Raw genomic sequence first — 17776 nt, 5'->3', positions numbered from 1 at the left:
CTCCGTGAATGACGCTCCGCGAAGGGCGAGCTCGACCGTCTGGTCGGGCTCGAGCTGGAGGTCGGCTGGACCCCGCCTTGCACGGGTGCCGTTGCTCGCGCAGTGGTGCTGCCGAGCCCAAGCCCCCTTCGCGCGGGTCCGTGCGCGCTGTCGCCTGACCCCAGCGGCGGACAGCGCTCGGACAGAGCGGGGCAAGCCCGCGGTCGCAGGGTCGACCCAGACACCAAGACGTTCTCGGATCACCCGAAGGAAGTGGACGACATGGCTTCGTCAAGGATCATCGAGGAAGAGTCCGGGACCTACTACGCCCGCCCCCGCCACCCTCACAACGGGTACTACGCCGGCGACTTCTCCGGTCAGCCGCTGCGACTGCTGACCTACCGGAACGGCCAGTACCAGACCACCGTCGTGCGGTCGGTGTCATGAGTGCCAACGACCCGAAGACGCCGCGGGTCCTGCAGATGCGCCTGGTCGTCGAGACACCGGACCACGACGCGGCCGTCGCGTTCTACCGCGACGTGCTCGGTGCTCGGGAGGAACTCTTCGTCGACAGCGGCGACGGTGCTCGCGTGACCATCCTGGACGTCGGCCGCGCCACTCTCGAGCTGAGCACGCCCCAGCAGGTCGATCTCATCGACCACGTCGAGGTCGGCCGCCGCGTGAGCCCCCGGCTCCGGGTGGCCTTCGAGGTGGATGACGCCGAGGGTGCGACCAGCCGGCTCACCGATGCGGGCGCCGACCTGATCGCCCCACCGACGCAGACGCCGTGGGACTCGCTGAACTCGCGCCTCAGCGGACCCGCGGGGCTGCAACTCACCCTGTTCGAGGAGCTCGCACCGAGCCACGGGGCTGTCTAGGCGCCCGCTCGCGAGTGCGCGTCCCGGACCGCCCACCACCACCCACCACGACAACCCGAAGGAGCACGGCCATGACCACCTACCACCTCCAGATCAACGGCTCGTCGGACGCGAGCCGCGCCCACCGTCTCGAGTCCCGCCTACGCCGTCTGGCTGGCGTCACCGACGCCACGGCCGCTGGCACGGGGGACATCGTCGTCCGCGGCGGAGCCGGACTCCTGCCGCTCATCACGCGCGCTCTCACCGGAGCCGGTTACGAGATCGCCTCCGACCGCGCCGCGCACCGCAGCCCGTCCGTCACCCGCTGGTACCAGCGGGGCTGGCTGACCGAATCCATGCGCTGAGCCGGATCGAGAGGCGGCGAGACCGATGCACATGACCACCACGACCACGAGACCGCTGGCCGAGGCTCGGAATCCCGGAGGCGCCGGCGCCTGCTGGTGCGGACAGGAGCTCGATGTCGTCCGCCACGGCTACTGCCCACGGTGTGGACGCAGGCGCGCCACCGTCCCGCATTGAAGTCCACCGACCGCTGTTGACGCGCAGGCGCCGACACCCCCGAGGAGAACCATGAGAGCCGCCGTAGTCGGGACCGAGCCGCAGGAACCACCGGTCCGTGTCATGGACGTACCCCGTCCCCGCGCCAGTGGCGACTGGGTCGTCGTACGCCTGGAACGCGCCAGCCTCAACCGCCTCGACGCCATGATGTTGGAGCAGAGGACATCGGAGGCCCCGGGTGCGATCCTCGGCTCCGACGGGGCGGGCGTCGTCCATGAGCTCGGTCCGGACGTCCCCGCGTCCACGGGCTGGGCAGCCGGCGACCACGTCATCGTCTCCCCGTCGCTGCACTGGGGCCTGGACGAGCGCTTCCCATCTCCCGAGTACGAGATCCTCGGCTCCCCCACCCACGGCACGCACGCCGAGTACGTCGCCGTCCCGGCCGCCAACCTGCACGCCAAGCCCCAGCACCTCACGTGGGAGGAGGCCGCATCGCTGCCCATGGCCGGACTCACGGCATGGCGAGCACTGGTCACCCGCGGTCGCCTGGCCGAAGGCGAGACGGTGCTCGTGGGAGCCGCCTCATCCGGAGTCGGCACCGCAGCCATCCAGATCGCCGCGGCGGCCGGCGCGCGGGTCGTGGCCGTCACGGCCTCCGGCGCCAAGGCGGCCGAGGCTCTGCAACTCGGCGCTGCCGCAACGGTCGACCGCAGGACGGCCGACGTCGCCGACCAGCTACGGGCCGCCACGGGCGGCCACGCCGACCTCGCGCTGGACCCGACCGGCACGCTGTGGGGCCCGTTCGTCGCGAACCTCCGCTCCGCTGGCCGGCTCGTGGTCGTGGGCAAGATGGCGGCGGCCGTCGCGACCCTCGACGTCCAGTCGGTCTACTGGAAGCAGGTCGACGTCCTGGGCTCGTCGATGGGGAGCCCTCGCGACTTCGACGCACTCCTCGCCCAGGTGAGGGCCCGTCGCTGGGCCCCGCGGGTGGACAGTGTGTTCCCACTCCGCGAGATCGGGGCCGCCTACGCGCGCCTCGACGCCGCCGAACGCGTCGGCAAGGTCGTCCTCGACGTCCGTGCCTGAGGCGACGGTCCCACCACGACCCGGTCCTGCCGCACGCCGGTCGCAACCACCCCACAACACGCCATCCACGACCACCCAACAACCGGAAGGGAGCCTCGTTCCATGAACACGAACTCTTCGCTCAGGGTCCTGCTGATCGGCGCCACCGGCTACATCGGCGGAGCCGTGGGCCGCGCCCTCGAGGCGGCCGGCCACACCGTCGTACCGCTCGCCCGGGAAGCTCCGGAGGGGGGTCGTACCGAGCCTGCGCGTCGCGACGCCGTCATCGGCGACCTCACCGACACCACGTCCCTCCGCGCTGCCGTGACGCCCGACATCGACGCTGTCGTGCACGCCGGAGCTCCTCTCGGTGACTGGGCAGCGGACACCGACGCCGTGACCGCTCTCCTCGATCGGATGCGCCCCGACGGTGCGTTCGTCTACGTCAGCGGCACCTGGGTCCTCGGTCCGTCGACCGGAGGCGACCTCCTCGACGAGGACTCCCCGGCGCACCCGATCAGCATCGTCGCCGGCCGCGAAGCCGTCGAGCACGCCGTCCTGACCAGTAGCGCTCGAGGGGCCGTCGTGCGCGCCGGTGTCGTGCACGGCCGCGGGGGCGGCATCCCACGCCTCATGGTCGACTGGGCCCGCGAGCACGGCCATGGCCGCTTCGTGGCCGCTTCCGTGGCCCCGTCCTGGGCCGTCGTGCACGTCGAGGACCTGGCAGACCTGGTTGTCCTTGCAGTAGGCCGAGCCCCCGGGGGAACCGTCCTGCACGCCGTTGCCGAGACGTCGGTGCCCGTCGTCCAGATCAGCCGAGCGGCTGACGACGCCGCCGGTGGTGCGGGCCGGGCAGTCCCATGGCGGGTCGGCGACGCATCAGCGGCCCTCGGGCCGGCGTTCGCCGAGGCGCTGGCCCTCAACCAGCACGTGTCAGGGGCTCGGGCCCGTCGTATCGGCTGGCGCCCGACCCGACCGACGCTCCTCGACGACCTGCGCGAGGGCTCCTACGCCGCACGTCCGTCCGTGGCGCGACCGGCCTGACGCGCCGGTCCGACGCACCAGTCCACAACCAAGACCCCGACCGATCCGCGTGAGCCTCGGCCTCTCCCGACTCCCCAGAAGGAACAACTCGTGAAGACCACCCCCGCAGTCCCACTCGTCGGCGCGATCGCGCTCGCCATCCTCGGCATCGCGCCGAACGTCCACGCGGCAGAAGCTCCCGTGTCACACTCGCGGACCGAGTCAGTCACGGCTGCTCAGCTCGGGCGCGCGTCGTTCGCGGACGATTCAGCCGACGTCCGCAAGCCGAAGCTCGACATCCGCGAGGTGCGTGTCGTCAACCGTGCCGACCGGCTGCGGGTGCGGGTCTCCTTCCCCGGCGTCGCTGAGACCTACGCCTTCCCCACCGGCGCGGTCATCGTCCACCTCGACATCGACGAGTCGCGCGACGGCCCGGAGTACGGCCACTTCATGGACTTCTGGAGTGACTACCGGTTCGCCCCCACCACCGACTGGGCCGAGCAGAGGGTCCGGGCATGGAGCCACTCACCCGAGGGACGTTGCGTCGCGGACGCCGGCGTCCGGAGCGACAAGCAGAGCAGGTTGCGCTGGTTCGAGTACGTCGTCGTCAAGCGCGACGGCTGCTTCGAGGCGGACGACGTGCGCGTGGCCGTGTCGACCGTCAACACCGGGGAGCTCCGCCCGTTCCGCGAGTACCGCCGGCCGGTCTGGGACCACCTGACCGCACGGCGGGCGTGGACGCCCTGGGTTCCCCAGACCGACTGACGATCGACGACACAGGAACCGAGCCATGTCCATCTCCCGCAGCCCCAGTTCGTGGGGCGCCGCGATCACCACAGCAGTCGCCCCCGTCGCGTGGGGGACGACGTACGTCGTCACCGCCCACCTCCTCCCCGACGGACGACCGCTCTTCGCCGCCGCCGCGCGCGCCCTGCCTGCAGGCCTCATCCTGCTGGCACTGTCCCGGCAGCTGCCGCGCGGGCGCTGGTGGTGGCGCGCGTTGGTCCTCGGACTCCTGAACTTCGCGGCGTTCTTCCCGCTGCTCTTCCTCTCGGCCTACCGACTCCCGGGCGGAGTAGCATCCACCGTCCAGGCGGTCTCACCGCTCGTGGTCATGACCCTTGCCTGGCTCGTCCTGCGTGAGGTCCCCGGCCGGCGCCGCGTCGTCGGCGGGCTGGTGGGTCTGGTCGGGGTCGCGTTGCTGGTCCTGCGGTCCACGTCCTCGATCGACACCATCGGTCTCCTTGCGGCCGGCGGGTCTGTGCTCAGCGCCGCGCTCGGGTTCGTCCTGGTCCGCCGCTGGCCCGCGCCCGTCGACACGCTGACCCTCGTCAGCTGGCAGCTCGTCGTCGGCGGCGTCGCGCTCGTCCCTCTCACCCTGGTCGTCGAGGGTCCGCCGCCCGCGCTGGACCTGTCCGCGGCCGGTGGGCTCCTGTGGCTCGCGGGGGTCGGCACCGTCCTGGCCTACGCGTGCTGGTTCCGAGGCCTGGCGCACCTCCCGGCGGGAACCGTGTCGCTCATCGGCCTCCTCAATCCCGTCGTCGCCACGTCCCTCGGAATCGTCGTCTCGGGAGAGCCGTTCGGTGCGGCCACCGTGCTGGGCATGACCCTCATCGCCAGCGGCGTGCTGCTCGGCCAGCCGACTCTCGCGAGCCGGCGACGCACGCGGCTCGACCACGTGACGTCACTTCCGTGCCCGGACGAAGCGCACCTCGGCGACACCCGAGCCCCGACCGACACGCCCGCCACCCGCGCTGCGTGACCCACCCAGAATCGAGACCCACCATGATCGAGATCGACCACCTCACCAAGCAGTTCGGCAGCACGCTCGCCGTCGACGACATCAGCTTCACCGTCCGCCCGGGGCTCGTCACTGGCTTCCTCGGGCCCAACGGCGCCGGCAAGTCCACCACGATGCGGATGATCCTCGGCCTCGACCGGCCCACCAGCGGCACCGCGCGTGTCGACGGCCGCTCCTACACCGACCTGCCGTCGCCGATCCGCACGGTCGGCGCCATGCTCGACGCCGGGCAGGTCCATCCCCGACGTACCGCGGATGCCCACCTGACCGCGATCGCGGTGACCACAGGTGAGGGTCGCGCGCGCGTGCGGGAGGTGCTCGACGTGGTGGGCCTCTCGGACAGGGCCCGGAGCCGCGTGGGAACCTTTTCGCTGGGGATGCGCCAACGCCTCGGCATCGCCGCAGCTCTGCTCGGGGACCCCGGGACAGTCGTCCTGGACGAGCCGATGAACGGGCTGGACCCCGACGGGATCATCTGGGTGCGCTCGCTCCTGCGCCGCCTCGCCCAGGAGGGCCGCACCGTCCTCGTCTCCTCACACCTCATGGGTGAGATGGCGCAGACGGCCGACCACCTCGTCGTCGTCGGCAGGGGCCGGCTCGTCGCTGACGTACCGACGGAGCAGCTGCTGCAAGGGCGCACCTCGACCGTGCGCGTCCGCGGACCGGAGCCCGCGCGCCTCGCACGGGTGCTCACCGACGCAGGCGCGACGGTCGAGCCAGCCGACGAGTCGGCGCTCCATGTCTCCGGCCTCGACGCCGCCCAGATCGCCCGGCTCGCTCTCGGCCAGCAGTTCGAGGTGCACGAGCTCGTCACGGAGCGCCGTTCCCTGGAGGACGCCTTCCTGGAGCTCACGCACGACGCCACCGACTACCGCGCAAGCCACACCACCGAGAGGACCGTGACCCGATGAGCAGCTCCGCCACGCCCGCCTCCGGCCCCACCCTGGGCCGGGTCACCCGCAGCGAGACCGTCAAGCTCAAGACCCTCCGGTCCCACGTCGTCCTGGCCGCCACTGCTGCGATGTTCCTCCTCGTCCTCGGACCCGTCCAGGCGCTCGGACAGGTGCTGGCGCCGAAGGAGGCTGAGCCGATCGGCGACCTCGGCGCCGCCACGTCCGTCGCGCTCAACGGGGGCGTCACCGCGGCGCTGCTCCTGGGGATCCTCGGTGTCCTCTCCGTGACCTCGGAGTTCCCCACCGCACTCGTGCGGACCACCTTCTGGGCCGTCCCGAGACGGGGCATGGTGGTCCGCGGGAAGGCCATCGCACTCGCGAGGCTCGTGCTCCCGCTCGTCCTTGTCGGAGCCGCGGTCGCCCTCGAGGCGTCGCGGGTGATCCTCACGCGCATCGACTCACCACTGACGTGGGCCGAGCCGGGCACCTGGTGGGCCGCCGTCGCCATGTCGCTGTACGCCCTCGGCTGGGGCCTGCTCGGCCAGTCGCTGGGATGGATCTTGAGGTCTGCCGTCGGCGCAGCATTCGCCTTGCTGGGGCTGATGTTCGTGCTTCCCATGCTCGTGGCGTTGCTCCCCCGCTCGATCGCCGACACCGTGATGCCGCTGCTGGCCTCCGAAGCCGGCTCCGCGATGATGCGCGTCGACCAGAGCGGCCCCGGGCTGGCGCCACCCGTCGCGGCCCTCGTCTGGGTCGGCTGGTTGCTGGCCGGCGTCGTGGTGGCGAGCGTGATCGTGCGCCGGCGCGATGCCTGAGACGGTCGGTCCCGTGCTCGCCACGCTGACGGATCACAGCCACAGCAGCGCCGTCGACGTCCGGATCCTCGGCCTCCTCGACGTGCGGGTGGACGGGAGGTCGGTCGAGATAGCCACGCGCCGCCAGCGCGCCCTGCTCGTGCTGCTTCTCCTCAACGTCGGTCGGGTGGTCAGTGCCGAGCGCCTGATCGACCAGCTCTGGGACGGTGCACCCCCGCCGCAGGGCGCTGTGACTCTGCGGTCGTACGTCTCGAACCTCCGGCAGGCGCTGAGTGCGACGGGTGCGCTGGCGTCTGCGCTCGTCACCCGCGGCCCCGGCTACCTCATCGACCTGCCGGCCGAGACGGTCGACGCCGTCCGGCTGCGGACCCTCACCCAGACGGGACGCGACCTCCTCCGTCAGGGTGCCGTGGACGAGGCGTTCGCAACGCTGGACGAGGCGGTCGGGCTCTGGACCGGGGATCCGCTGTCCGAGGTGGCCGACCACCAGTTCGCCCAGAGCGTCGTCGCCCAGCTGACGGAGACCTACCTCGCAGCCGTGGAGGGCCGCTTCGAGGCCATGCTCGCCTCCGGACGCCACGCCGATGCCCTGCCAGGACTGGACGGATTCGCCGCCGAACACCCCTTGCGCGAGGACCCCCAAGCACTGCTGATGCTCGCGCTGTACCGCTGCGGACGGGCGCCCGACGCCCTGGAGGTCCACCGCAAATTTCGGGTGCTGCTCGACGACGAGCTCGGCATCCTGCCCTCGAACCGCATGGACTCGCTGCTCCAGCGCATCCTGTCGCAGGATCCCGACCTCGACCCGCCACCCACCACACCTCGTCGTCCTTCCCCGCCCATCGCTGCTGCTCCGAGCCTCTCGGCTACCCCGCCACCGGCCGCCGTCGGCGATGGGGACCGGATGCTCGTCGGACGCGAGCGAGAGCTCGCCGTCCTGCAGACCGCCCTCGACCGACTGACCACGAGCGGCACGGGGTCGTTGGTCCTGCTGGCGGGCGAGCCCGGCATCGGCAAGTCGACCCTGCTCGACTCGCTCGAGGAGATGGCACGTCGCCGGGGTGTCCCGGTGCACTCCGGACGCTCGCCCGCGGCGGCAGGAGCACCCCCGTTCTGGCCGTGGTCGCAAGTCGTGGACAGCGTGGCGGCAACCCTCGACGACGAGGCGCTCCGGTCGCTGGTTGCGGCCCAGGCGCGACCGGTGGCGCAGCTGTCACGTGGCATCGCCGACCGACTGGGGCTCGAGGGTCCGTTGCCCGCGGACAACCTCCAGACCATGCGGTTCCTGCTGTACGAGGCGGTCTCCACCTACCTCGGCCGAGCCGCCAACGGCCCGCTCGTGGTGACGCTCGACGACATCCACTGGGCAGACCTCCCCAGCCTGGAGCTGCTCTCCTACGTCACACCGTCCTTGGCCAACCGGCCGCTGCTGCTCGTCGCGGCCTACCGCGACCTTCCCAGCGACACGAGCGACGGGTTGGACGCCACGCTCGCTACCGTCTCGCGCGAGGACGTGACGTCCGAGGTGCACCTCAGCGGACTCGCCCCAGGGGACGTCGCGGTGCTGGCGGCCGAGATGCTCACGACTGCGGCCCATCCCGAGCGTCACGAGCACTTCGCCGACCTCCTCTACGAGCGCACCGGCGGGAACCCGTTCTTCGTACGCCAGCTGGCGCGCCTCCTCCTGGACGACGAGGCCCCCGCCGCCAGCACCTCGGCCGCTGTTCCGCCGGGCGTCCGCCACGTCATCGCCAGCCGACTCAGGCCGCTCCCCGCCGAGGTCACCTCACTGCTCGCCGCGGCCGCCGTCATCGGCCGCGACTTCGACCTCCGCACGGCGGCCGCCGTGGCCGGGATGGAGCCGGAAGAGGCGCTCGACGCCTACGACGTCGCGGCCCGGCACGGTCTCGTCGAGCCGACCGACGACGGCACCCACCGGTTCGTCCACGCGCTCGTGCAGGAGGTCGTCCTCGCGCGGGTGCCCGCCGGGCGCGCCAGCCGGCTCCACGGAGTGGTCGCCACCCTCTTCGAGCAGGAGGGCACGAGCTCGCCCGCAGCAGTTGCGACGCACGCGTGGGCGGCCCGCGAGGTGATGGGATCCACAGCGGTCGAGTCGCAGCTCGCGGCTGCCGACGCTGCCACGTCGGTGTGCGCGCACGAGCAGGCCGAGGTGCACCTTCGGCGGGCTCTCCACCTCGTGCGCCAGGCGTCACCACCGGACCCCGACACCGAGCTGTCGGTGCTCCTGACCCTGTTCCGGCTGATCGTCACATCTCGCGGCTGGGGGGACGCCGACGCCCGGGAGATCGCGGACCGGGCACTACAACTCGCCGAAGCGGGTGCCTTCGACGACGACAACGCGCGCGTGTGGTGGTCCCTCTTCTTCTTCCTCATCGACAGGGACGACCAAGCGTCGTACGTCGACGTGGCCCGATCGCTCCTCTCCGCGTGTGACGCGCCGGACCCCGACGCTCGGATCGGGAACGCGGCCCGGGCCTCCGTGCACCTCATGGCCGTCTTCGACGCACTGTCCACCGACGACCAGGGGCGGGCCCGCACTCACCTGACCCGAGCCCGCGACCTGATCCTGGACACAGCAGCTGCCGAGACGGCCGCGTACGACGAGAACCTCCACGTCATGTACCACCTCATCGAGGGTGCCTGGTTCGGCATGCACGGGGACGGCGCCGCCCATCAACGATCCGTCGAGGCAGCGGTCGCGCTCGCGGACGCCGACGGTCGTCCGTTCCCCCGTGCCGTGGCGCGCACCCTGGGCGCTGCCCAAGGCCTCTACAGTCCCGGTCAGGACTACTTCAGGCACCTCGCCGCCCCGGCACTCGACCTCGACCTCCGCTTCGGGTTCGGTTGGCTGGCCACCGTCGCCGAGTGCGTCCACGACTGGTCCGAGGCGCTCGCCGGGCACGCGGGCGGCCAGACCGTCGTCACCCTCGATGCTCGCCTCGAGGACATGCTGCGAGCGGGCCGCAAGGGCACGGCCTCCACCATGCTGGCACTCCTCGGCGACGTCCACGCCGCACTCGGCGACGCCGACCTCGCTCGGCAGACCTACCTGCGCGCCCGTCAGGACCCCGGTCCCTACCGCGAGCTGTTCGTCGGCCTCGTCGACCGGAAGCTGGCCGCCCTGCGCTGAGGCGCGCGCCCGAGGTGCACAACAGCGACCCAACGATCCCTCAACGACGTCCGTCCACCGTGGTGGCATGACCTCTACCCACCCACCACTCACGGACCGAAGGACTCAGCGTCCCGGCCAGGTGCTGCTGAAGTTCACCGCCGTCGCACTCCCCGCGGGCTGGGCCTTCCTCAGCCTCCCGCTCTTCACCGGCTGGCCGGTGGAGCCCTTCGTCCTTGCCACCCTGTTCCTCGGCATGGTCCCCGCCGCGCTGCTGCTGACGCGCAACGGGCAACACGTCACCGTCCGCAGCCTCCTGCTCGACTGCGTGCGCTTGCCCCGCCCCGTCGCGTGGCTCGTCCCTGCCGCGTTGCTCATCCCGGTCGCCACCCGTCTGGGCGCATCAGTTGCGGGCGGCGGCGAGCAGCTCACGCCAGACCTCCTGATCGACCTGACGGTCAACGTCGTGTCGAGCGTCCTCATCGTCAACCTCTGGGAGGAGCTGGTGTGGGCCGGTTTCGTCCAGCGCACCGCCGCACGCGCGTACGGCTTCGTGCGCAGCGCCTTGCTCACCGCCGTGTTGTTCGTGGCGATCCACCTGCCGCTCGCGTTCTACGGCATCGACGGCGTCGCCGACCTCGGCTACAACCTCGCGGTCATGGTGGCCGCCGGTGTCGGCATGCGACTTCTCGTCGGGGCCCTCGACGTGTGGGGGCGCGGCAGCATCCTCGCGGTCGCCGTCCTTCACGCGACGTTCAACGCCAGCTCTGACCTGGTCGACCCGAGCCACGACTGGATCAGGTACGCCGTCACCCTCGGCTTCGGCCTCATGGTCCTGCTCGCCCCGGGACTCCGTCGCAGCCACGCCGGGACGGAGGTGCTCCGATGACCGTCGAGGTCCTGCGCTACTCCGCGTTCCCGGAGGACGGTGCGGGGGGCAACCCGGCCGGCGTGGTCCTCGGCGCAGCCTCCCTGAGCGAGCCTCAGATGCTCGCGATCGCGGAGGCCATCGGCTACTCGGAAACCGCCTTCCTCACTCCTGTCTCGGAGTCCGATCAGACGCGACTACGGGTGCGGTACTTCAGCCCGCGCGCCGAGGTCGACTTCTGCGGCCACGCCACGGTGGCGTCCGCCGTGGCCATCGCTGAGAGGTACGGCGCAGGCGTCCTCACACTGGAGACGAACGTCGGCCTTGTGCCGGTCTCGACGCGCCATGACGGCGCGGAAATGACCGCCACGCTCACCTCCCCGGCCACCTGGACCCGGCCCGCCGGAGAGCCGGCGGACGAGACTATGGACGCCCTGCGACTGGCGCCGGCCGACGTGGACCCGACCTACCCGGTGCACGTCGCGTTCGCCGGCAACAAGCACCTGGTCCTCGGCGTCCGGGACCGATCGGTCCTCGATGCCCTCGACTACGACTACGGCGCGCTCGAGGGGCTGATGGCCCGCGAGGGCTGGACGACGGTGCACGTGTTCTGGGCCGAGGGCCGCCACCGGTTCCACGCTCGCAATGCCTTTCCGCCGGGCGGGGTCCGCGAGGACCCCGCGACCGGGGCCGCCGCGGCCGCGTTCGGTGGCTACCTCCGTCGTCTCGAGCTCGTGGACCTCCCGTCGCGGGTCGTCGTGCTGCAGGGACGTCAGATGGGGGCGCCGAGCCGGCTCGTCATCGACCTGAGGCGCGGCACGGACACGGTCGAGGTCACCGGGACCGCCCGGCGTCTCACCCTGACGCCGTACGACGACCTGGAGCTGCCATGAGGGCGTTCACCGTCGTTCCGGGCCGCCCGCACACGTGGCCCGGAATGCCACCTGCCGCCCGGACGGTCGCCGCCTTCCTCTCGATGGTGCGCGTCACCGGTGACGCCGCGGCCGCCGAACGGCTGATGGGCACCTCGGTCCCGGCCCACCAGCACGTGGCCGAGCATGACGAGACGGTGGTGCGATCACCGGGCGAGTACGCCGCCCACGTGCGGGACATGCTCCAGGACCACGGGCCGTTCCGGTTCGACGTCGAGGAGCTGCTGGTCGAGAAGGACCACGTCTTCGTCCGCTGGCTCCAGCACGGTCACCTGCCCACCGCCGGCCCGGACTCGGCCGCGCGCCCGCTGCGTGAGGCGGGCTCCGCCGTCTACCGCGTCGACGAGGGACGCATCCGGGAGTACTGGATCCAGCTCGACCGCCTCGGCGAGCACCTCCAGCGCTGACCCACGACACCCCACCCAACCCTGACAGGAGAACACCATGTCGCACGACCAGATCCAGCAGCCCCCCACCCGCATCCTCGACGGCCACGTGCTGCCCGCCCCCGGCGTCTGGGACATCGACCCCGGCCACACGGACCTGGCTTTCGTAGGCCGCCACTTCATGGTGACCAAGGTGCGCGGCCGCTTCACCGACGTGACGGGCCGCGTCGTCATCGCCCCCCAGATGTCCGACTCCTCCGTGGAGGTCACGATCGGCATGGCGAGCGTCGAATCCGGATCCGCGGAGCGCGACGACCACATCCGATCCGCGGACCTGTTCGACGTCGAGCGCTACCCGACGGCCGCCTTCGTCAGCACGAGCGTCGACTGGAGCGGGACATCCGGCACGGTCCACGGTGACCTGACCATCCACGGCGTCACCCGGCAGGTGCCCCTCATCGTCTCCTTCGAGGGCTACGTCCCCGACCCGTGGGGAGGTCACCGCGCCATGTTCTCCGCCCGCACCGCGGTCAACCGCGAGGAGTTCGGCATCACCTGGAACGTGGCGCTGGAAGCAGGCGGCCTCCTCGTCTCGAAGGACGTCCGGATCGAGATCGAGCTCGAGACAGTCCTCACCTCTCAGTGAGCAACGACGGATGCGAGGCGTCCACCTCGACGCCTCGCACCGTGATCCCCTTCCACCCCACCCGAGGACCGCCATGACTTCCACCTCCGTCAGCATCGCTGGACAACGCGCCGTCCGTGACCCCGTCCAGCGCGAGCACATCACGTTCCGTGCCGACGACGGACGGCTCCTGGAGGGCACGTGGTTCCGTCCGCGCTCGCCGAGCGCAGGACACGTCCTCGTCGCCCCCGCCATGGCCACGCCCGCACGCTTCTACGCGGGATTCGCGACCTGGCTCGCCCGACGCGGGCTGACGGTCCTGACGTTCGACTATCGCGGCACCACCGCCACCCCGTCGGCGCTCCGTCGCGAGACAGCCGACCTCCTCACATGGGCGGGCGACGCAGCGGCCGCGCTGGAGCTCGCCCTCGACGACGCGCCTGCAGGGGCGTACTCCCCCGCGACCTGGATCGGACACAGCTTCGGAGGCCAGATCCTTCCCTTCGTGCGGCACGACCTTCTCGACAGCGCAGTCCTGGTCGCCACGGGGAACGGCCACTATCACCACAACCCGGCCTGGTTGCGGCGGCGGGCACCACTGCTCTGGCGTGGGATCGTCCCGCTCACCACCTCGGTGGCCGGCTACTTCCCCGGCCGGCGACTCGGCATCCTCGGAGACCTTCCGACGCAGGTTGCACGACAGTGGGGCCGCTGGTGCATGCACCCCGACTACTGGGCAGCGGACGTGCGCGACATCGCCGCCCGACACGCACTCATCACCCACCCGGTGACCTTGGTCTCGACGAGCGACGACCCGCTCGTCACCCGCACCGGGCCCGCCGCACTGGCGCGAGCACTCAGCGAAGCGCCCGTGTCCATCGTCGAGCTGTCGCCCGCACAGCTGGGCGTCGATTCGATCGGACACCACGGCCTGTTCCGTCCCGAGCTTGCGCATGCCTGGGAGGCCGTGTTCGCGCCGCACCTGGCCCACACCCTCATGCCCACAACGACTACCCATGCCTGAGCCAACACCGCCAGGGAAGGGTCGCGTCAGCAGACCTACGAAGGAGTAGCCATGACCCTCACGGCGACCCGGCAGCAGCGCCAGCCCGGCATTGACGTACACCTACGCCCGGTGCGCCTGGCCGACTGGCCCACCATCCACGAGTGGGCCCGCCGACCGGACGTCACCCAGTACCAGGCATGGGGTCCCAACCGCGCTGTCGAGACACGTGAGTACGTCGTCGCGGCGATCGAGGCTGCCCGCCACCTGCCGCAGGCTCGCCACGTCCTCAGCGTCGTCCGGTCCGACCGCGTGGTCGGAATGGTCGAGCTCACGGTCATCGACGCCGAGGTCGGGATCGCCGAGATTGGCTACGCGGTCCACCCCGACGTGTGGGGTCGTGGTGTCGGAACCGCCGCAGCGCGTCACGCGGTCCGATTCGCGTTGGACGAGCTCGCGATGAGGGTCGTCAGGGCGACGTGTGACGCGACGAACGTCGCATCCGTGCGCGTCCTCGAGAAGTTGGGGATGCGGTTGGAGCAGACCATCCCGCACGATGTCTGGCTGGGCCGCCGCTGGCGTGACACGCACGTCTTCTCACTTCGTGCAGAGGACGCCACGACCGCTGCACCCGCGAGGCGCCGGACGAGTCCTGAGCTGGACGCCTGATGACCGGCAGCGAGGTGCGCGCCACGCCCTCACCATCGCTGGCACAGCATGCGACCGGCGTCTTCACACTCACAGCCCTGGTGGCCTCCTACACCGCCCTGGGCCTGATGATCTTGGTGGACCGTGCCGTCCTGCCGGGCCGGTCCATCCCCTCGCGGATCGGCTGGGACATGGAGGAGGCATCCAGCCTGTTGCTGGTGCTCGTCCTCCTCGCCACGACCATCTCCATCACCCGCGTCACCGAAGGAACCGCAGGTCTCAGGGCGTTGGCTGGGCGGATGACCCGCTGGCGAGTCGGATGGCGGTGGTGGCTGACAGCTGTGGCGGCCGTGCCAGCAGCCACGGTCGGCTTGGCAGTCGCGCTGGGAGACCATGTGGTCGCGCCGACGCCTAGGACCTTGATCGGCGAGCTCGGCGCCTCAGCCGTGGGACTCCTGTTGATCAACGTCGCAGAGGAGACGACATGGGCGGGGTTCCTCCAGACCCGGCTCGAACGCGCACACAGCCTTCTGGTCGCAGCGGTCCTGACCGCCGTACCGTTCGCGCTGGTGCACATCCCCATCCGGGTGGTCGCGCGTGAGATCGACAGTCCGGCCGAGCTCTTGCCGCAGCTCGCGGTCCTCCTGGTGCTCTGCACCATCATCCGGGTCCTGCTCGGCGGCGTGATGCGCGGCGCCGGCAACAGCATCCTGGTCGTGGCGGCGACCCACACGTCCTTCAACCGCTCCAACAACGTGGACGGAATCGCCGCCGATCTGCTCGTCGGGCAGGCGAGGCCCTTGGCCGCGCTCGCCGCGGCGATCGTGGTCGCGGCACTCATCCTGTTTGCACTCAGAGGACGGTTGGGCAGGGCTGAGCGCCTTCGGCTCGACGCCGCCGAGGTCGCGCGCTCCGCGAGTTCCGCAAGACGGTAGCGCTCGACGCTCATCTCGGAACGGGTCGACACCCGGACCGCCTCGCAGCAGCTCGGCCACTCCTCCCCTGCCATCACGCGCGAGTTCTACATCTCGAAGCCCGCGATCGCGGCCGACGTGGCTCACGTCCTGGACGAGCTGGCCGCCCCAGATCCCGAGCCGGCTCGAATACCTGGTGATCAAGTGGCGAGGAGGGTTTTCGGGTTCACATGACGAACCGGCCCTGACTCAGCCTTTCCGCTGGTCAGAGCCGGTTCTCTCCGTCGGGCTGACAGGATTTGAACCCGCGACCCCTTGGCCCTCAACTTGTGGCACTTTCCCCGCCCCCAAGTTTGACGTTTGGTGCCGCTTTCAGCTGCTGACCTGCGGAAACTCTGACTCCTGAACGTGCTATCGCCCAGCGCTCTTGACCCGTTCCGCTCCGATTTGGCGGCTTGCGCGGGAGTTTTCGGTACATAAACGTGCCACGGTTCAAGTCCGTGGCGCTCTGCTTGAGGGGCCTTTCCCCGACCCGCTTACTGGGTGCACCCAACCTGGTACTTGTGTGCCTACTAGACTCAGCCTCCGCGGCGTGCGGGCGGATCAGGCTGTCGGATCGCTTGCGTGCGTCGACCCGGCCCGGAATGAGCGTAATTACACGCCGACGGGCGCGGCGCTGAGCGCTGCCAGCCAAGAGCCCCGACCGGTCAGCGTCCAGCAGTGATGCGAAACGAGCAGGTCGTATCCGCGACATAGGTGGGCGACGCGCCGTAGGTCTCGAGGACTGTGGGCTCGCCATCGGTCGGAACGGTCGCGAACGAGATCGCGCGGCCGTCCTCGATGGCGTGCAGCTCCAGCTCGCAGCCGTCGGTTCCGTGGAAGTTGAGCACGTCCACCGTGACGGCGTCGCCTGCACTGAAAGCGGGCGTGTCCCCTTGGCTGATCCGCCACACGAAGGGAAGCCGCTGCTCATTCGCGGTCGGCTGTTGCAGCACCTCGCAGTCAGCATGGTTGGCCTCCCACTCGACCGTGCCGCTGCTGTGCATCTGGAAGTACTCGGTGGCGTAGACGCCCTCGACCGTTTGCGACTGGCCTGCCTCGTCAGTGACCGTCACTCTGCAACCCTCATCGGCGACGTCCTGGCCGCGCACCACCAGCCGCCAGGGCGCCTCAACCGTGAGCTGATGGGGCCCAGACACGCCACCATCCTCCGGGCCGCCGCCGGCGTCTCCGTCAAGCAGGCGGACACCCAGTGCACCAGCCAGCACGATCAGTGCGGCCGCCGCCGCGCCCAGCAGCCAAGGACGCCAGCGGGGCGGGACAAGACGTGTCTCGGGCCCCGCGGGGGGCACCGTCGCTGGAGCCGGTTCGATCCGTGCCTCTGGAGACGCCCGTCGCGGCACCGGTTCCGTCCGGGTCGTCTCGCCGATGTCGACCGGCGTCCGCGCGAGCACGATCGAGCCCTCTGCCCCATACAGCCATCGCTGCGGCGTCTGTTGCGCACCAGCCTCCCGGACCTTCTCGAACGCGTAGGCGTAGGCCTCGTCCACCGAGATGTGCCCGTCGTTGTCGGCATCGGCCTCACCGCTCGTGATCCCGCTGACGAGGGCGGTCGTGAACACCGATCCAGCTGGTGGCTGACCCTCAGTGGGTTCCCCCTCGAAGGAGTACTCGGTGCCCCGTGAGGCGGTCAGAACGACTCGCCCGCGGCCCTCCCCCACCAACCGCTCGCCCAGAGCAACATCCGTGTCGCCCTTCGCCCTCTGAGCGAAGGCGCCGCTGAAGCAACAGTCGAGGACCACGACCTGCCGGCGAGCCCGGCAGTCCTCGAGCTGCTCCAGCAACCAATGCGCCTCGACCCCGGACGAGGCGAGCCGGTTCTTAATGGTGTCGCGCGCCGCAAAGTACAGCCGGCGACGCGCATCGACGAGCCCGTGGCACGACAGGTAGACCAGGACGAGGTCGTCGGGACGCCGGTCGGTCAGGAACTCCTCCACGGCCAGACGCATGGCTTGCGCCTTCTCGTCGAACACCGAGGTGACGGCGAAGCCGCCGACCTCGGGATCAGCCAGCAGGTCCCGTAGGGCGACAGCATCCGCCGCCGGAGAGCGCAACCGACTTAACGTCGCGTCCGCGTACTGACTGACGGCAAGTAGCAGGGCGAACCGTCGGTCATCGAGGGATTCTGTCGGAACTGCCATAGCGCCCCCCTCGATCCCGTTATACGCCCGCGACGGCATCGGTCACCAGCCCGACAGGCGCCAGGGCATTGACCGCGGCGCAACTCCGTGGTCGAGTCGGGTCAGGAACGGCACCGA

Annotated in this window: 18 protein-coding genes; 17 read left to right on the top strand and 1 reads right to left on the bottom strand. The window is 70.7% G+C overall.

The genetic code is table 11. From position 1 onward, the window contains the following. Nucleotides 1-261: 261 nt before the first annotated feature. From ACFQW6_RS03865 to ACFQW6_RS03785, 17 genes are all read left to right on the top strand, one after another. Nucleotides 262-426: a hypothetical protein gene (locus tag ACFQW6_RS03865; protein WP_378541475.1), complete on the top strand. Its 165-nt coding sequence runs from the start codon at nt 262-264 to the stop codon at nt 424-426. After that, a complete protein-coding gene (locus ACFQW6_RS03860) occupies nt 423-857 on the top strand; it encodes a VOC family protein (RefSeq protein ID WP_378541473.1) in 435 nt (144 codons plus the stop codon). Before ACFQW6_RS03865 ends, ACFQW6_RS03860 begins: the two co-directional genes overlap by 4 nt. A 71-nt stretch (nt 858-928) precedes the next feature. Then, nucleotides 929-1201, top strand: coding sequence for a heavy-metal-associated domain-containing protein (locus ACFQW6_RS03855; protein WP_378541470.1), 273 nt, complete (start codon nt 929-931; stop codon nt 1199-1201). Nucleotides 1202-1427: 226 nt separating this feature from the next. Further along, entirely contained in the window at nt 1428-2441 is a 1014-nt protein-coding gene (locus ACFQW6_RS03850) for a zinc-binding dehydrogenase (RefSeq protein ID WP_378541468.1), read from the top strand. A 102-nt stretch (nt 2442-2543) separates the two neighbouring features. Further along, the gene (locus ACFQW6_RS03845) at nt 2544-3464 is read left to right on the top strand and encodes an NAD-dependent epimerase/dehydratase family protein (RefSeq protein WP_378541466.1); all 921 of its coding nucleotides are present in this window, start codon (nt 2544-2546) and stop codon (nt 3462-3464) included. A 90-nt stretch (nt 3465-3554) separates the two neighbouring features. After that, on the top strand, nt 3555-4208 hold the full coding sequence (locus tag ACFQW6_RS03840; RefSeq protein ID WP_378541464.1) for a hypothetical protein: 654 nt from the start codon (nt 3555-3557) through the stop codon (nt 4206-4208). A gap of 25 nt (nt 4209-4233) precedes the next feature. Continuing rightward, nucleotides 4234-5205 (top strand): EamA family transporter, encoded by a 972-nt coding sequence (locus tag ACFQW6_RS03835; protein WP_378541462.1) that lies wholly within the window; start codon nt 4234-4236, stop codon nt 5203-5205. A 23-nt stretch (nt 5206-5228) separates the two neighbouring features. Continuing rightward, complete coding sequence (locus ACFQW6_RS03830) at nt 5229-6155, top strand: ABC transporter ATP-binding protein (RefSeq protein WP_378541460.1); 927 nt, start codon at nt 5229-5231, stop codon at nt 6153-6155. Further along, entirely contained in the window at nt 6152-6952 is an 801-nt protein-coding gene (locus ACFQW6_RS03825) for a hypothetical protein (protein WP_378541458.1), read from the top strand. The genes ACFQW6_RS03830 and ACFQW6_RS03825 overlap by 4 nt, the downstream gene beginning before the upstream one ends. Nucleotides 6953-6965: 13 nt before the next feature. After that, nucleotides 6966-10103: an ATP-binding protein gene (locus ACFQW6_RS03820; RefSeq protein ID WP_378541456.1), complete on the top strand. Its 3138-nt coding sequence runs from the start codon at nt 6966-6968 to the stop codon at nt 10101-10103. Nucleotides 10104-10170: 67 nt separating this feature from the next. Next, entirely contained in the window at nt 10171-10971 is an 801-nt protein-coding gene (locus ACFQW6_RS03815; protein WP_378541454.1) for a CPBP family intramembrane glutamic endopeptidase, read from the top strand. Next, entirely contained in the window at nt 10968-11843 is an 876-nt protein-coding gene (locus ACFQW6_RS03810; RefSeq protein ID WP_378541452.1) for a PhzF family phenazine biosynthesis protein, read from the top strand. The genes ACFQW6_RS03815 and ACFQW6_RS03810 overlap by 4 nt, the downstream gene beginning before the upstream one ends. Continuing rightward, the gene (locus ACFQW6_RS03805; protein ID WP_378541450.1) at nt 11840-12289 is read left to right on the top strand and encodes an ester cyclase; all 450 of its coding nucleotides are present in this window, start codon (nt 11840-11842) and stop codon (nt 12287-12289) included. The genes ACFQW6_RS03810 and ACFQW6_RS03805 overlap by 4 nt, the downstream gene beginning before the upstream one ends. A 37-nt stretch (nt 12290-12326) precedes the next feature. Next, nucleotides 12327-12914 carry a YceI family protein gene (locus tag ACFQW6_RS03800; RefSeq protein ID WP_378541448.1) on the top strand — a complete coding sequence of 196 codons (588 nt, stop codon included), beginning with the start codon at nt 12327-12329 and terminating at the stop codon, nt 12912-12914. 73 nt (nt 12915-12987) lie between these two features. Beyond that, nucleotides 12988-13917 carry a serine aminopeptidase domain-containing protein gene (locus ACFQW6_RS03795; protein WP_378541446.1) on the top strand — a complete coding sequence of 310 codons (930 nt, stop codon included), beginning with the start codon at nt 12988-12990 and terminating at the stop codon, nt 13915-13917. Nucleotides 13918-13968: 51 nt separating this feature from the next. Next, entirely contained in the window at nt 13969-14565 is a 597-nt protein-coding gene (locus ACFQW6_RS03790; protein ID WP_378541444.1) for a GNAT family N-acetyltransferase, read from the top strand. Continuing rightward, nucleotides 14565-15479 (top strand): CPBP family intramembrane glutamic endopeptidase, encoded by a 915-nt coding sequence (locus tag ACFQW6_RS03785; RefSeq protein ID WP_378541442.1) that lies wholly within the window; start codon nt 14565-14567, stop codon nt 15477-15479. The genes ACFQW6_RS03790 and ACFQW6_RS03785 overlap by 1 nt, the downstream gene beginning before the upstream one ends. Nucleotides 15480-16165: 686 nt before the next feature. On the opposite strand, the gene ACFQW6_RS03780 is transcribed toward ACFQW6_RS03785, so the two are convergent. After that, nucleotides 16166-17659, bottom strand: a complete 1494-nt coding sequence (locus tag ACFQW6_RS03780; RefSeq protein WP_378541440.1) for a caspase domain-containing protein — start codon at nt 17657-17659, stop codon at nt 16166-16168. Between the last annotated feature and the right edge of the window lie 117 nt (nt 17660-17776).

Origin of the sequence: Nocardioides sp. GCM10028917 (assembly GCF_042666175.1) — a bacterium.
Taxonomy (GTDB): Bacteria; Actinomycetota; Actinomycetes; order Propionibacteriales; family Nocardioidaceae; genus Nocardioides.
The sequence above is the reverse complement of the archived record's forward strand: the minus strand, read 5'-3'. Positions and strand labels throughout refer to the sequence as shown.